Source organism: Pseudomonas sp. NPDC087626 (assembly GCF_044743405.1).
In the GTDB taxonomy this organism is placed as follows: Bacteria; Pseudomonadota; Gammaproteobacteria; order Pseudomonadales; family Pseudomonadaceae; genus Aquipseudomonas.
The window spans coordinates 1-14,439 of the sequence record NZ_JBIUWJ010000029.1; the positions used below are offsets into that span (position 1 = coordinate 1).

Annotated in this window: 11 protein-coding genes; 8 read left to right on the forward strand and 3 right to left on the reverse strand. The window is 62.0% G+C overall.

The features are described 5' to 3' along the window. Positions 1–266: 30S ribosomal protein S2 (gene rpsB / locus ACIOVD_RS21270; protein ID WP_401130068.1), on the reverse strand; the 266-nt coding region annotated here is incomplete at its 3' end. A gap of 371 nt (positions 267–637) precedes the next feature. Here rpsB and map point away from each other — a divergent pair. The 3 genes from map to dapC all read left to right on the forward strand — a co-directional run bounded on the left by map (position 638) and on the right by dapC (position 5,524). Next, the gene (gene map / locus ACIOVD_RS21275) at positions 638–1,420 is read left to right on the forward strand and encodes a type I methionyl aminopeptidase (RefSeq protein WP_095166785.1); all 783 of its coding nucleotides are present in this window, start codon (positions 638–640) and stop codon (positions 1,418–1,420) included. Between the two features lie 38 nt (positions 1,421–1,458). Next, entirely contained in the window at positions 1,459–4,161 is a 2,703-nt protein-coding gene (locus ACIOVD_RS21280; protein ID WP_095166783.1) for a [protein-PII] uridylyltransferase, read from the forward strand. 163 nt (positions 4,162–4,324) lie between these two features. Continuing rightward, entirely contained in the window at positions 4,325–5,524 is a 1,200-nt protein-coding gene (dapC, locus tag ACIOVD_RS21285) for a succinyldiaminopimelate transaminase (protein WP_095166781.1), read from the forward strand. A gap of 7 nt (positions 5,525–5,531) precedes the next feature. Here the strand turns inward: dapC and ACIOVD_RS21290 are convergent, their stop codons facing one another. Then, positions 5,532–7,163, reverse strand: coding sequence for a Na+/H+ antiporter (locus tag ACIOVD_RS21290; RefSeq protein ID WP_095166779.1), 1,632 nt, complete (start codon positions 7,161–7,163; stop codon positions 5,532–5,534). A gap of 289 nt (positions 7,164–7,452) precedes the next feature. On the opposite strand from ACIOVD_RS21290, the gene ACIOVD_RS21295 reads away from it, so the two are divergent. From ACIOVD_RS21295 to ACIOVD_RS21310, 4 genes are all read left to right on the forward strand, one after another. Then, positions 7,453–7,761 carry an arsenate reductase gene (locus ACIOVD_RS21295; protein ID WP_232534623.1) on the forward strand — a complete coding sequence of 103 codons (309 nt, stop codon included), beginning with the start codon at positions 7,453–7,455 and terminating at the stop codon, positions 7,759–7,761. 33 nt (positions 7,762–7,794) lie between these two features. Then, complete coding sequence (dapD, locus tag ACIOVD_RS21300; protein WP_095166776.1) at positions 7,795–8,829, forward strand: 2,3,4,5-tetrahydropyridine-2,6-dicarboxylate N-succinyltransferase; 1,035 nt, start codon at positions 7,795–7,797, stop codon at positions 8,827–8,829. Between the two features lie 152 nt (positions 8,830–8,981). Continuing rightward, positions 8,982–10,187, forward strand: coding sequence for an aminotransferase class V-fold PLP-dependent enzyme (locus ACIOVD_RS21305; protein WP_401130072.1), 1,206 nt, complete (start codon positions 8,982–8,984; stop codon positions 10,185–10,187). After that, complete coding sequence (locus ACIOVD_RS21310; RefSeq protein WP_095166772.1) at positions 10,184–10,588, forward strand: SufE family protein; 405 nt, start codon at positions 10,184–10,186, stop codon at positions 10,586–10,588. The genes ACIOVD_RS21305 and ACIOVD_RS21310 overlap by 4 nt, the downstream gene beginning before the upstream one ends. A 116-nt stretch (positions 10,589–10,704) precedes the next feature. On the opposite strand, the gene tcdA is transcribed toward ACIOVD_RS21310, so the two are convergent. Next, positions 10,705–11,517: a tRNA cyclic N6-threonylcarbamoyladenosine(37) synthase TcdA gene (gene tcdA, locus ACIOVD_RS21315; RefSeq protein ID WP_371917577.1), complete on the reverse strand. Its 813-nt coding sequence runs from the start codon at positions 11,515–11,517 to the stop codon at positions 10,705–10,707. 220 nt (positions 11,518–11,737) lie between these two features. Here tcdA and ACIOVD_RS21320 point away from each other — a divergent pair, with 220 nt between their 5' ends. Then, the gene (locus ACIOVD_RS21320; protein ID WP_401130075.1) at positions 11,738–14,329 is read left to right on the forward strand and encodes a glycosyltransferase; all 2,592 of its coding nucleotides are present in this window, start codon (positions 11,738–11,740) and stop codon (positions 14,327–14,329) included. Positions 14,330–14,439: the final 110 nt, after the last annotated feature.

The following is a 14,439-nucleotide window of genomic DNA, read 5'->3' on the forward strand; positions in this document are numbered from 1 at the left end:
GTACCGCAACGTGCTGCTTCTTCAGCAACGATCTTGCCAGCGGAACGCTTGGTGCCGACGAACAGACTGTGGTTTTTGCCCTGGGCCAGACGCTCTACGAAAGTCAGAGCTTCGTTGAACATTGGCAGGGTTTTTTCAAGGTTGATGATGTGGATCTTGTTACGCGCGCCGAAAATGTATTTACCCATTTTCGGGTTCCAGTAACGGGTCTGGTGACCGAAGTGCACACCGGCCTTCAGCATATCGCGCATGTTGACTTGGGACATGATAGTTCCTTAATAAGTCGGGTTTGGCCTCCACGTATCCCAATGACCAACCAGCAGCTTCAGCTGAAGGCACCCAGGTCATCGTGTCGACACGTGTGTGGATTTAAGCCTTTCGGGGCATCCCCGGAAAGCGGCGCATTTTATACCACAGCAAGGCTGAAAACGGAACCCGGTTTCTCAAAACCGGGCCAGCGCAGGTGTTCCAGCCCTTGGAATCGCTCCAGAATGCGCCATTCTATAGAGAGAAGCGATGCATGCCGCCACGGATTTGCCGTGATCGTCTGTTAGAATCGCCTTTTTCAGGCCTGCGCACCGCATCACGCAGAGCCCATTCCGTATAGCAAGCGCCACTGAGCGTAGAGAGAGCCTGTATGACCGTCACCCTCAAAACCCCAGAGGACATCGCCAAAATGCGTATCGCCGGCAAACTCGCCGCCGATGTGCTGGAAATGATTGCCGAACACGTCAAGCCCGGGATCACCACTGAAGAGCTCGACCGCATCTGCCACGACTACATCGTCAACGAGCAGCAGGCCATCCCTGCCCCGCTCAACTACAAAGGCTTCCCGAAGTCGATCTGCACCTCGATCAACCATGTGGTCTGCCACGGCATCCCGAACGAGAAAGCCCTGAAAGACGGCGACACCCTGAACATCGACGTCACGGTGATCAAGGACGGCTACCACGGCGACACCAGCCGCATGTTCCACGTCGGCAGCGTGCCGGTCTGGGCCGAGCGCCTGTCCCAGGTCACCCAGGAATGCATGTACAAAGCCATCGAGATCGTCAAACCCGGCTGCCGCCTGGGCGATATCGGCGAAGTGATCCAGAAGCACGCTGAAAAGAACGGTTTCTCGGTCGTGCGCGAGTTCTGCGGCCACGGCATCGGCAAGGTGTTCCACGAAGAGCCACAAATCCTGCACTACGGCCGTGCCGGTACCGGCATGGAACTGCAAGCCGGCATGACCTTCACCATCGAGCCGATGATCAACCAGGGCAAGGCCGACACCAAGGTCCTGGGCGATGGCTGGACCGCCATCACCAAGGACCGCAAGCTCTCGGCCCAGTGGGAACACACCCTGCTGGTGACCGAGACCGGCTACGAAATCTTCACCTTGCGCAGCGATGACACCATCCCTCGCGTTTCTGCCTGACCTGCCGTTCCCAGCCTTATAGAAAGGAAAGCCAATCGATGCCGCAGGTGGATCCCGAACTCTTCGACCGCGGCCAGTTCCAGGCTGAACTGGCCCTGAAGGCAAGCCCGATTGCGGCTTTCAAGAAGGCCATCCGCCAGGCTCGCGAGGTGCTGGATACGCGCTTTCGCAGTGGCCGGGACATTCGCCGGCTGATCGAGGATCGTGCCTGGTTCGTCGACAACATCCTGCAAAAGGCCTGGGACCAGTTCGACTGGAGCGAAGACGCCGACATCGCGCTGGTCGCGGTCGGCGGCTACGGCCGGGGCGAGCTGCACCCCTATTCCGATATCGACCTGCTGATCCTGCTGGACAGCGCCGATCACGAAGTTTTCCGCGACTCCATCGAACGCTTCCTGACCCTGCTGTGGGACATCGGCCTGGAAGTAGGCCAGAGCGTGCGCTCGGTGGACGAATGCGCAGTGGAAGCCCGCGCCGACCTGACGGTTGTCACCAACCTCATGGAAAGCCGCACCATTGCCGGCCCCGAGCACTTGCGCCAGCGCATGCTCGAGGTCACCAGCACCGCACACATGTGGCCGGCCAAGGAGTTCTTCCTGGCCAAGCGCGCCGAACAGAAGGCCCGCCACCACAAGTACAACGACACCGAATACAACCTGGAACCCAACGTCAAAGGCTCGCCCGGCGGCCTGCGGGATATCCAGACGATCTTGTGGGTAGCCCGCCGCCAGTACGGCACCCTGAACCTGCGCGCCCTGGCCGGCGAGGGGTTCCTGGTGGAGAGCGAGAACGCCCTGCTGGCCTCCTCCCAGGAGTTCCTGTGGAAAGTCCGCTACGCCCTGCACATGCTCGCCGGACGCTCGGAAGACCGCCTGCTGTTCGACCACCAGCGTTCGATCGCCGGCCTGCTGGGTTTTCAAGGTGAAGACGCCAAGCACGCCATCGAAAACTTTATGCAGCAGTACTATCGGGTCGTCATGAGCATTGCCCAGCTCAGCGACCTGATCATCCAGCACTTCGAGGAAATCATCCTCGCCCCGGCCGACGAAGCGCCGCCGCAGCCGATCAACTCGCGCTTCCAGCTGCATGACGGCTACATCGAGGCCATCAACACCAACGTGTTCAAGCGCACGCCGTTTGCCATGCTGGAAATCTTCGTACTGATGGCCCAGCAGCCGGAAATCAAGGGCGTACGCGCCGATACCATTCGCTTGCTGCGCGAACACCGGCACCTGATCGACGACACCTTCCGCAACGACATCCGCAACACCAGCCTGTTTATCGAACTGTTCAAGTGCAAGATCGGTATCCACCGCAACCTGCGGCGGATGAACCGCTACGGCATCCTCGGCCGCTACTTACCGGAGTTCGGTTTTATTGTCGGGCAGATGCAGCATGACCTGTTCCACATCTATACGGTCGATGCCCATACCCTGAACCTGATCAAACACCTGCGTAAGCTGCAGTACACCCAGGTGTCCGAAAAATTCCCGCTGGCCAGCAAGCTCATGGCCAAGCTGCCCAAGCCGGAGCTGATCTACCTGGCCGGGCTGTACCACGACATCGGCAAAGGCCGGCATGGCGACCATTCCGACATCGGCGCGGTGGACGCGGAAGCCTTCTGCCAGCGCCATCAGCTCCCTGCCTGGGACAGCCGCCTGATCGTCTGGCTGGTGCAAAACCACCTGGTAATGTCGACCACCGCCCAGCGCAAGGACCTGTCCGACCCGCAGGTGATCCACGACTTCGCCCAGGCAGTCAGCGACGAGACCCGCCTCGACTACCTGTATGTACTGACCGTCGCGGACATCAACGCCACCAACCCGACCCTATGGAACTCCTGGCGCGCCAGCCTGTTGCGCCAGCTCTACACCGAGACCAAGCGCGCCTTGCGCCGTGGCCTGGAAAACCCGGTAGACCGCGAGGAGCAGATTCGCCAGACCCAAAGCGCGGCCCTGGACATCCTGGTTCGCGGCGGCACCGATCCGGACGACGTCGAGCAGCTCTGGTCGCAACTGGGCGACGACTACTTCCTGCGCCACACCGCCGGCGATGTCGCCTGGCACAGTGACGCGATCCTCCAGCAACCAGCCGACGGCGGCCCGCTGGTCCTGATCAAGGAGACCACCCAGCGCGAGTTCGAAGGCGGCACGCAGATCTTCATCTATGCACCGGACCAACACGACTTCTTCGCCGTGACCGTGGCCGCGATGGACCAGCTCAACCTGAACATTCACGACGCCCGGGTCATCACCTCCACCAGCCAGTTCACCCTCGACACCTATATCGTGCTCGACACCGATGGCGACTCGATTGGCGACAACCCGGCCCGGGTCAAGCAGATCCGCGACGGCCTGACCGACGCGCTACGCAACCCGGACGACTACCCGACTATCATCCAGCGCCGGGTGCCGCGCCAGCTCAAGCATTTCGCCTTCGCGCCCCAGGTGACGATCCACAACGACGCCCACCGCCCCGTGACCGTGCTCGAGCTCAGCGCTCCGGACCGCCCGGGCCTGCTCGCGCGGATCGGCGGGATATTCCTGGAGTTCGACCTGTCGCTGCAGAACGCCAAGATCGCCACCCTCGGCGAGCGCGTGGAAGACGTGTTTTTCATTACCGACGCCCACAATCAACCGCTCTCGGACCCAGAGCTGTGCCGCCGACTGCAGGATGCAATCGTCGAGCAGTTGAGCGTCAACCAGGAACCGGATATCAAGCTGTCGCGCCTGAGCATTTGACTCCCAGCTTCCCCCTGTGGGAGCGGGCTTGCCCGCGATGGCGCCGGCACATTCAAGACCCACAGTGGCTGATCCACCGCTATCGCGGGCAAGCCCGCTCCCACGCTGGATCTGCTGCATTACACAGATTGCATTCATTTAATGACGCCATCGAGACTCACCGATGAACAACGCCCTGAACCAGCTCCAGCCCTACCCGTTCGAAAAGCTGCGCGCCCTGCTCGGTGCTGTCACGCCCAACCCTGACAAGCGCCCGATCGCCCTGTCCATCGGCGAGCCGAAACACCGCTCGCCAAGCTTCGTCGCCGAAGCCCTGGCCAGCAATCTGGAAAAAATGGCGGTATACCCGACTACCCTCGGCATCCCGCAGCTGCGTGAAGCCATCGCCGGCTGGTGCGAGCGGCGCTTCAACGTACCCGCCGGTTGGCTCGACCCGGCGCGCAACGTATTGCCGGTCAATGGCACCCGTGAGGCACTGTTTGCTTTCACCCAGACCGTGGTCAACCGTGGCGATGACGCGCTGGTGGTCAGCCCGAACCCGTTCTACCAGATCTACGAAGGCGCCGCGTTCCTGGCCGGGGCCAAGCCGCACTACCTGCCGTGCCTGGACGAGAACGGCTTCAACCCGGATTTCGACGCTGTTTCGCCGGACATCTGGAAACGCTGCCAGATCCTGTTCCTGTGCTCGCCAGGCAACCCGACCGGTGCATTGATCCCGGTGGACACCCTGAAAAAGCTGATCGCCCTGGCTGACGAATACGACTTCGTGATTGCCGCCGACGAGTGCTACAGCGAACTGTACTTCGACGAACAAACCCCACCACCTGGCCTGCTGAGTGCCTGCGTGGAACTGGGCCGCCAGGACTTCAAGCGCTGCGTGGTATTCCACAGCCTGTCCAAGCGCTCCAACCTGCCGGGCCTGCGCTCGGGCTTCGTGGCCGGAGATGCCGAGATCCTCAAGGGCTTCTTGCTGTATCGCACCTACCACGGCTGCGCCATGCCGGTCCAAACCCAACTGGCCAGCGTTGCCGCCTGGAACGATGAAGAGCACGTGCGCGCCAACCGCACCCTGTACCGCGAGAAGTTCGACGCAGTGCTGGCGATCCTCAGCCCGGTGCTCGACGTCCAGCGCCCTGACGGCAGCTTCTACCTGTGGCCGAACGTCGGCGGCGACGACGCCGCCTTCTGCCGCGACCTGTATGTCGAGGAGCACGTGACGGTAGTGCCGGGCTCTTATCTGTCTCGCGAAGTCGACGGCTTCAACCCGGGCGCCGGGCGCGTACGCCTGGCCCTGGTTGCGCCCTTGGCCGAATGCGTGGAAGCCGCCGAGCGGATTCGCGCCTTTATCCAGCGCCACCCGTAAGCCGGCGTCACTTCACCGGCCCCAGGTTGGCCTCGCTCAAATCGAGGTCGGCCAGCACCTCGCGCAGCACGTCATCACCGATCTGGTGATGACGACTGAGCCGGTACAACTCCAGACGCTGGGCCCGCAGCGCATTCAAGCGCAGGCGCCGCTCCAGCAAGTCCATCTGAAACGCCAGGGCCTGGGCTTCGGCGGAATCGTTGAACACCTCCAGTTGATGCCGGTATTCGGACATGATCCGCGCCTTGAGCTCGGCAGCCAGTGCAGCCTGCGCGGCATCCTGCGGATTGGCCTCCTCGGCCTCCAAGGCATGAATCGCCGCCTCGGCGGTCTTGCGCCAGGCGTCGCGCACCTCTTGCCGGCGCTTGTCGTCCGGACTCTTCGGCAGGCCGCGCAACAGCAGCGGCAAGGCGATGCAGGCCGTCACCAGGGACAACAGGATCACCCCGGCAGCAATGAAGATCAGCAGGTCGCGTTCTGGAAATGCCTCGGCGCCCATCAGCATCGGCACCGACATCACACCCGCCAGCGTCACCGCCCCGCGCACGCCACCCACCGTCAACAGCCAGCAGGAACGAGCGGTCGGCACCTCGGTCAGCTCGCCCTTGCCACGCCAGCGCCGCAACAGCACCGATAAGCGCCAGATGCTCTGCACCCAGATAAAGCGCAGCATCAGCAAAGCGAGGAAAATCGCCAGCACTTCCAGGCAACGATAAAACAGGGTCGGCCACAGCGTGCTTTCGTGACTGACCACGGCCTTGATGATGTCCGGCAGTTGCAGGCCCAATAGCAGGAAAATCAGGCCATTGAAGGCGAACTCCAGCAGCGACCAGACACTGCGATTGAGCAGCCGGGTACTGGTCTGGCGCGGCAGCAGGTCAAGCCAGCTCTGCATCATCCCCGCCGCCACCGCCGACAGAATGCCCGAGACACCCAGGCGCTCGGCCAGCACATAGGCGGCAAACGGCAGTAGTAACATGAACACCACGTGGGTCGCCGGGTCGTCCCAGCCACGGGCGATCATCCAGGCCCGCAGACGGCCGACCAGCCAACTCAGGGCCACGCCCACCAACAGCCCGCCAATCGCCACCAGGACAAAGGTCAGACTGGCATTGGCCAGGGAGAACGCTCCGGTAATGGCGGCCGCCAGGGCAAACTTGAAGGTCACCAGGCCCGAGGCATCATTCATCAGGGCCTCACCCTGCAGCATGTGCATCAAGGGCGTAGGCAAGCGGTTCTGGGAGATTGCCGAGACTGCCACGGCATCGGTCGGCGACAACACCGCTGCCAGCGCGAAGGCCACCGGCAATGGAATGCTCGGCACCAGCCAGTGAATGAAGTACCCCGCCCCGACCACGGTGAACAACACCAGCCCCACCGCCAGGGTCAAGATCGGTCCACGCAACTTCCACAGCGCCCGCTTGGGCATGCGCCAGCCATCGGAGAACAGCAGCGGCGGCAGGAACAGAAACAGGAACAGTTCGGGATCGAGTGCCACATGCAGCCCCAGTGTCGGCCACGCGAGCAGTGCCCCGGCGGCGATCTGCACCAGCGGCAACGGCAGTGGAATCACCCGGCCCACCAGACGCGAGACACTGACCAGCATCAGCAGGATGAGGACGGTATAAGCGGTTTGCATAAAACAACAGTTCCCGGACAGTCGACGTGCAACAGCACACATCAGGCAACAAGTTGCCGTTGAAGTGCCATATTAGACGCTTAAGCTAGCCTTCGACCTTTGCACAAAGGTCGCACCTGACCCGGTAACCTGTCGCACAATCGTTTTATGGCCGTCGTCGCCGACGCCGAACCCCCTCGGTCATGGCATAATCCTTCACCTTTTAGTTCCAGCACCTCCAAAGGGGGGCAATTCCTTGACCGCTTCAAGCAAAACGTTGCACCTTTTCGGCATCAAAGCCTGCGACACCATGAAAAAGGCGCGCACCTGGCTCGATGAAAACGCTGTCAGCTTTGATTTCCACGATTACAAGACGGCCGGAATCGACCGTGAACACCTGACCCAGTGGTGCAACGAGCACGGCTGGCAAGTGGTGCTCAACCGTGCAGGCACGACCTTTCGCAAACTCGACGACGAACGCAAAGCCGATCTCGACCAGGCGAAAGCTATCGAACTGATGCTCGCACAACCCTCGATGATCAAGCGCCCGGTGCTCGATCTCGGTGACCGAACCCTGATTGGCTTCAAGCCAGATATCTACGCGGCCGCACTCAAGTAAGGCAGCCCGTTCAATTTTGTTAGAGGTAATTGCATGTCCACTACCCTGTTCAGCGTGGCCTTTGGTGTTGGTACCCAGAATCGTCAAGGCACATGGCTGGAAGTGTTTTACGCCCAACCCCTGCTCAACCCGTCGGCCGAATTGATCGCCGCCGTTGCCCCGATCCTCGGCTACACCGAAGGCAACCAGGCCATCGCGTTCACTACCGCCCAGGCCGCGCAACTGGCCGAAGCCGTGAAAGCCATCGATGCCACCCAGGCCGCCCTGCTGACCCGCCTGGCGGAAAGCCACAAGCCGCTGGTCGCCACCCTGCTGGCCGAAGACGCACAACTGAGCTCCACCCCTGAGGCCTACCTCAAACTGCACCTGCTGTCCCACCGCCTGGTCAAGCCGCACGGCCTGAACCTGGCCGGGATCTTCCCGCTGTTGCCTAACGTAGCCTGGACCAGCCAGGGCGCCATCGACCTCGGCGAACTGGCTGAACATCAACTCGAAGCGCGCCTGCGTGGCGAGTTGCTGGAAGTGTTCTCGGTGGACAAGTTCCCGAAAATGACCGACTACGTAGTGCCGGCTGGCGTGCGTATCGCTGACGCCTCGCGGATCCGCCTGGGTGCCTACGTGGGCGAAGGCACCACCGTGATGCACGAAGGTTTCGTCAACTTCAACGCCGGCACCGAAGGCCCGGGCATGATCGAAGGCCGCGTGTCGGCCGGCGTGTTCGTCGGCAAGGGTTCGGACCTGGGCGGCGGCTGCTCCACCATGGGCACCCTGTCGGGCGGCGGCAACATCGTGATCAAGGTCGGCGAAGGCTGCCTAATCGGCGCCAACGCTGGTATCGGCATTCCGTTGGGCGACCGCAACACTGTCGAGTCGGGCCTGTACGTCACCGCTGGGACCAAAGTGGCCCTGCTGGATGAAAACAACCAACTGGTCAAAGTGGTCAAGGCTCGTGAGCTGGCCGGTCAGTCCGACCTGCTGTTCCGCCGCAATTCGCAGACCGGCGCCGTGGAATGCAAGACCCACAAGTCGGCCATCGAACTGAACGAAGCGCTGCACGCTCACAACTAAGCGTCACTCGAATACCTGTGTAGGAGCGAGCATGCTCGCGATGGACGTCAACGATAACGCGGGAAAGCAGACAGCCCGCATCATCCATGCGTTTTTCGCGAGCATGCTCGCTCCTACAGGGGTTCGGCGTACCTCCTGCAGGGCCCGATAACATGTTGATCCTCTCACCCTGGCGCGCCGATTTCCCGGCCATCGCCGCCCTGCAACGGCAAGACCAGACCTATCTGGACAACGCCGCCACCACCCAGAAACCCCAAGCCCTGCTCGACGCGCTGGCGCACTACTACGCCAACGGCGCGGCCAACGTCCATCGGGCGCAACACCTGCCCGGCGCCCATGCCACGCAAGCGTTCGAAGACAGCCGCAACAAAGTCGCGCATTGGCTCAATGCGCAAACCAGCGGGCAAATCATCTTCACCCACGGCGCGACCTCTGCGCTGAACCTCCTGGCCTATGGCCTGGAACACCTTTTCCAAGCGGGCGATGAAATTGTCATCAGCGCCCTGGAACACCACGCCAACCTTTTACCCTGGCAACAACTGGCCAAACGTCGCGAGCTGAAACTGGTGGTACTGCCACTGGACGTCGACGGCGTGATCGACCTGCAGGCCGCCAGCGCACTGATCGGGCCCCGCACCCGGTTGCTGGCAGTCAGCCAATTGTCCAACGTACTGGGGGCCTGGCAGCCACTGGCGCCCCTGCTGGCCCTGGCACAGGCCCACAACGCCTTGACCGTGATCGACGGTGCCCAGGGCGTGGTTCATGGCCGGCACGACGTGCAGGCGCTGGGCTGCGACTTCTATGTGTTTTCCAGCCACAAACTCTACGGGCCCGATGGTCTGGGGGTGGTATTTGGCCGCAACGCCGCCCTGGAGCAATTGCGCCCCTGGCAGTTCGGCGGCGAGATGGTGCTGGACGCCAACTACCACGACGCACGGTTCCGCCCGGCGCCCCTGGGCTTTGAAGCCGGGACCCCGCCGATTGCCAGCGTGATCGGCCTGGGCGCAACCCTCGACTACCTGGCAGGGCTGGATCAGGACGCGGTGTCGGCCCACGAAGCGGCGCTGCATGAGTACTTGTTGAAGGGCCTGCAGGCGCGCAATGGCATCCGGCTACTCGGCAAACCCCAACTGGCACTGGTCAGCTTTGTCGTCGAGGGCGTGCACAACGCCGACCTGGCCCACCTGCTCACAGAACAGGGAATTGCCGTGCGCGCCGGTCATCACTGCGCCATGCCTTTGCTCAAGAGCTTCGAGCTGGCCGGGGCCATTCGAGTGTCGCTGGCGCTGTACAACGACTCCGAAGACCTTGAGCGCTTCTTCGAAGCCCTGGACCAAGCCCTGGAGCTGTTGCGATGAACCTGCCCGCCGAGGCCGTCAACGCCCTGCACACCTTCCAGGCCGCCGCCGGCTGGGAACAAAGGGCGCGCCTGTTGATGCAATGGGGCGACCGCCTGCCGCCCTTGAATGAAGCCGACAAATCCGAAACCAACCGCGTGCACGGCTGTGAAAGCCAGGTGTGGCTGGTGGGTGAACTGCACGACGGTCACTGGCAGTTTGCCGCGAGCAGCGATGCACGGTTGATTCGCGGGCTGGTGGCATTGCTGCTGGCGCGGGTCAATGGCTTGTCCGCGCAAGAGTTGCAACAGGTGGACTTACCAGACTGGTTCAACCAACTGGGCCTCAGCCGCCAGCTCTCACCGTCCCGCAGCAATGGCTTGAACGCGGTGTTGCAGCGGATGAATGAGTTGGCGGGTTAATCGCCATCGCGAGCAGGCTCGCTCCCACAAGGGGATTTGTATTCGCCACAGATCCACTGCGGGAGAGAGCCGGCCGGTGCTCCGTCTGCTCGCGATAAGGCCATCAGAGTCGACCATTAAGCCTGAGGCTTGACCTTGTCCGCCGGCCGTCGCACTCCCGCGACGATCTTGTCCACAGCCTTGGTCGCCGCGACCATGCCGAAGGTCGCGGTCACCATCATCACTGCGCCAAAGCCACCGGCGCAGTCGAGCTTGACGCCGTCGCCGACAAAACTCTTCTGCAGGCAGATGCTGCCATCGGGTTTCGGGTAGCGCAGTTGTTCCGTGGAGAACACGCACGGCACGCTGTAGTGGCGGGTCACGGTGCGGGAAAAGTTGTAGTCGCGACGCAGGGTCGAACGCACTTTTGAGGCCAGTGGATCATTGAAGGTGCGGTTCAGGTCGCAGACCTGGATCAGCGTCGGGTCAATCTGCCCGCCAGCGCCGCCAGTGGTAATGATCTGGATCTTGCGGCGCTTGCACCAGGCGATCAGGGCGGCCTTGGCGTTGACGCTGTCGATGCAATCGATCACGCAGTCGATATTCGGCGTGATGTACTCGGCCATGGTCTCGCGGGTGACGAAGTCTGCCACCGCGTGCACGGTGCACTCGGGATTGATCCCGCGCAGGCGCTCCGCCATGACCTCGACCTTGGGTTTGCCCACCGTGCTGTCCAGGGCGTGCAATTGCCGATTGGCGTTGCTCACACAGACGTCGTCGAGGTCGAACAGGGAAATCTCACCCACCCCACAACGGGCTATGGCTTCCGCCGCCCAGGAACCTACGCCACCGACGCCGACAATCGCCACGTGGGCCGCGCGCAAGCGGGCCAGGCCTTCAATGCCATACAAGCGGGCGATGCCAGCAAACCGCGGATCTTCTGTACTCATGACCACTACCCTAAAAACCGGCGCGCATTATAGGGCCACGGGCCGACAAGTTTTCACCTTCTGGCTACAAGTGTAAGAACTAATGTGAAAGTAGGTTGCCCAATGTCCGGCATTTCCCTGTCTGCTATACGGTCAGTGAAGGCCCAGTGTAGGATGCGCGCCCTTTGGCGGTAAGCCGACCACCCCCCTCGTTCCGCACCTTTTGGAACCCGAAATAGCCATGTCATCGCGTAAATTTGGACTCAACCTGGTGGTAGTGCTGGCAATCGCCGCGCTGTTCACTGGTTTCTGGGCGCTGATCAACCGCCCGGTCACGACCCCCAACTGGCCAGAGCAGATCTCCGGTTTTTCCTACTCGCCGTTCCAGCAAGGCCAGTTCCCGCAGAAAAACCAGTTTCCGTCCGACGAAGAAATGCGTCGTGACCTGGAAATCATGAGCAAGCTGACCGATAACATCCGCACCTATTCCGTCGACGGCACCCTGGGTGACATTCCCAAGCTGGCGGAAGAGTTCGGCCTGCGCGTGACCCTCGGCATCTGGATCAGCCCGGACCTGGAACGCAACGAACGGGAAATCCTGCGCGCCATCGAGATTGCCAACACCTCGCGCAGCGTGGTGCGGGTAGTGGTCGGTAACGAAGCGATTTTCCGCAAGGAAATCACCGCCGAGCAGCTCAGCGTGATCCTCGATCGAGTGCGCGCCGCGGTCAAAGTCCCGGTAACCACCTCCGAGCAATGGCACGTCTGGGAAGAAAACCCGATGCTGGCCAAGCACGTCGACCTGATCGCCGCCCACGTCCTGCCCTACTGGGAGTTCGTCCCGGTGGACCAGGCAGGCCAGTTCGTCCTGGACCGCGCCCGCGACCTGAAGAAGATGTTCCCGAAAAAACCCCTGCTGCTCTCCGAAGTGGGTTGGCCGAGCAACGGTCGCATGCGCGGCGGTGCCGATGCCACTCCCGCTGACCAGGCGATTTACCTGCGCACCCTGGTCAACAAGCTCAACCGCCAGGGCTTCAACTACTTCGTGATTGAAGCTTTTGACCAGCCGTGGAAAGCCAGCGATGAAGGCTCGGTAGGCGCCTATTGGGGCGTGTTCAACGCTGCGCGCCAGCAGAAGTTCAACTTTGAAGGCCCGGTCGTCGCGATCCCCCAATGGCGGGTACTCGCCATCGGCTCCGTGGTCCTGGCGCTGCTGTCCCTGACCCTGTTGATGATCGACGGCTCGGCCCTGCGCCAGCGTGGCCGGACCTTCCTGACCTTCATCGCGTTCCTTTGCGGTTCGGTGCTGGTGTGGATCGGCTACGACTACAGCCAGCAATACAGCACCTGGTTCAGCCTGACGGTGGGCTTCCTGCTCGCGCTCGGTGCCCTGGGGGTGTTTATCGTGTTGCTCACCGAGGCCCATGAACTGGCCGAGGCGGTGTGGATTCACAAGCGCCGGCGCGAGTTCCTGCCGGTCCTGGGTGATTCGAACTACCGCCCCAAAGTGTCGATTCACGTGCCCTGCTACAACGAGCCGCCGGAAATGGTCAAACAGACCCTCGACGCCCTGGCCAACCTCGATTACCCGGACTTTGAAGTCCTGATCATCGACAACAACACCAAGGACCCGGCGGTCTGGGAACCGGTGCGCGACTACTGCGCAACCCTTGGCCCGCGCTTCAAGTTCTTCCACGTCGCGCCCCTGGCCGGTTTCAAGGGTGGCGCGCTGAATTACCTGCTGCCGCACACCGCCAAGGACGCCGAAGTGATCGCGGTGATCGACTCCGACTACTGCGTGCACCCCAACTGGCTCAAACACATGGTGCCGCACTTCGCCGATCCGAAAATCGCCATCGTGCAGTCGCCACAGGACTATCGCGACCAGAACGAAAGCACCTTCAAGAAGCTCTGCTACGCCGAATACAAGGGCTTCTTCCATATCGGCATGGTCACGCGCAACGACCGCGATGCGATCATCCAGCACGGCACCATGACCATGACCCGCCGTACCGTGCTCGAAGAGCTCGGCTGGGCCGACTGGTGCATCTGCGAAGACGCCGAGCTGGGCTTGCGGGTATTCGAGAAAGGCCTGTCGGCGGCGTACTACCACGACAGCTACGGCAAGGGCCTGATGCCCGATACCTTCATCGACTTCAAGAAGCAGCGTTTCCGCTGGGCCTACGGCGCGATCCAGATCATCAAGCGCCACACCGCCAGCCTGATCCGCGGCAAGGACACCGAGCTGACCCGTGGCCAGCGCTACCACTTCCTCGCGGGCTGGTTGCCGTGGGTGGCCGACGGCATGAACATCTTCTTCACCGTGGGCGCCCTGTTGTGGTCGGCGGCGATGATCATCGTGCCGCACCGGGTCGACCCGCCGCTGTTGATTTTCGCGATCCCGCCCCTGGCGTTGTTCGTTTTCAAGGTCGGCAAGATCATCTTCCTCTACCGTCGTGCGGTGGGGGTCAACCTCAAGGATGCATTCTGCGCGGCGCTGGCCGGCCTGGCGCTGTCCCACACCATCGCCAAGGCGGTGCTGTACGGTTTCTTCACCAGCAGCATTCCGTTCTTCCGCACACCGAAAAATGCCGACAACCACGGCTTCTGGGTGGCCATCTCGGAGGCCCGTGAAGAGCTGTTCATCATGCTGCTGTTGTGGGGCGCGGCGCTGGGCATCTGCCTGGTGCAAGGCTTGCCAAGCAACGACATGCGCTTCTGGGTGACCATGCTGCTGGTGCAGTCGCTGCCGTACCTGGCGGCGCTGATCATGGCCTTCCTGTCGTCGCTGCCAAAACCTTCGGCCGAGGTGCAAACCCAACCAGCGGTCTAAATCTGTAGCGATGCACTAAACGGCGGCCAATGGTCGCCGTTTTGCTTTAAGATATCCGCCATTTTGCGCGCCCTGGCCCACAGCCTGACCACAATTACTGTGGGGGCGAG

Coding starts and splice junctions, on each gene's coding strand:
- map (WP_095166785.1), top strand. CDS start 638: ATGACCGTCACCCTCAAAACCCCAGAGGACATCGCCAAAATGCGTATC.
- ACIOVD_RS21280 (WP_095166783.1), top strand. CDS start 1,459: ATGCCGCAGGTGGATCCCGAACTCTTCGACCGCGGCCAGTTCCAGGCT.
- dapC (WP_095166781.1), top strand. CDS start 4,325: ATGAACAACGCCCTGAACCAGCTCCAGCCCTACCCGTTCGAAAAGCTG.
- ACIOVD_RS21290 (WP_095166779.1), bottom strand. CDS start 7,163: ATGCAAACCGCTTATACCGTCCTCATCCTGCTGATGCTGGTCAGTGTC.
- ACIOVD_RS21295 (WP_232534623.1), top strand. CDS start 7,453: ATGAAAAAGGCGCGCACCTGGCTCGATGAAAACGCTGTCAGCTTTGAT.
- dapD (WP_095166776.1), top strand. CDS start 7,795: ATGTCCACTACCCTGTTCAGCGTGGCCTTTGGTGTTGGTACCCAGAAT.
- ACIOVD_RS21305 (WP_401130072.1), top strand. CDS start 8,982: ATGTTGATCCTCTCACCCTGGCGCGCCGATTTCCCGGCCATCGCCGCC.
- ACIOVD_RS21310 (WP_095166772.1), top strand. CDS start 10,184: ATGAACCTGCCCGCCGAGGCCGTCAACGCCCTGCACACCTTCCAGGCC.
- tcdA (WP_371917577.1), bottom strand. CDS start 11,517: ATGAGTACAGAAGATCCGCGGTTTGCTGGCATCGCCCGCTTGTATGGC.
- ACIOVD_RS21320 (WP_401130075.1), top strand. CDS start 11,738: ATGTCATCGCGTAAATTTGGACTCAACCTGGTGGTAGTGCTGGCAATC.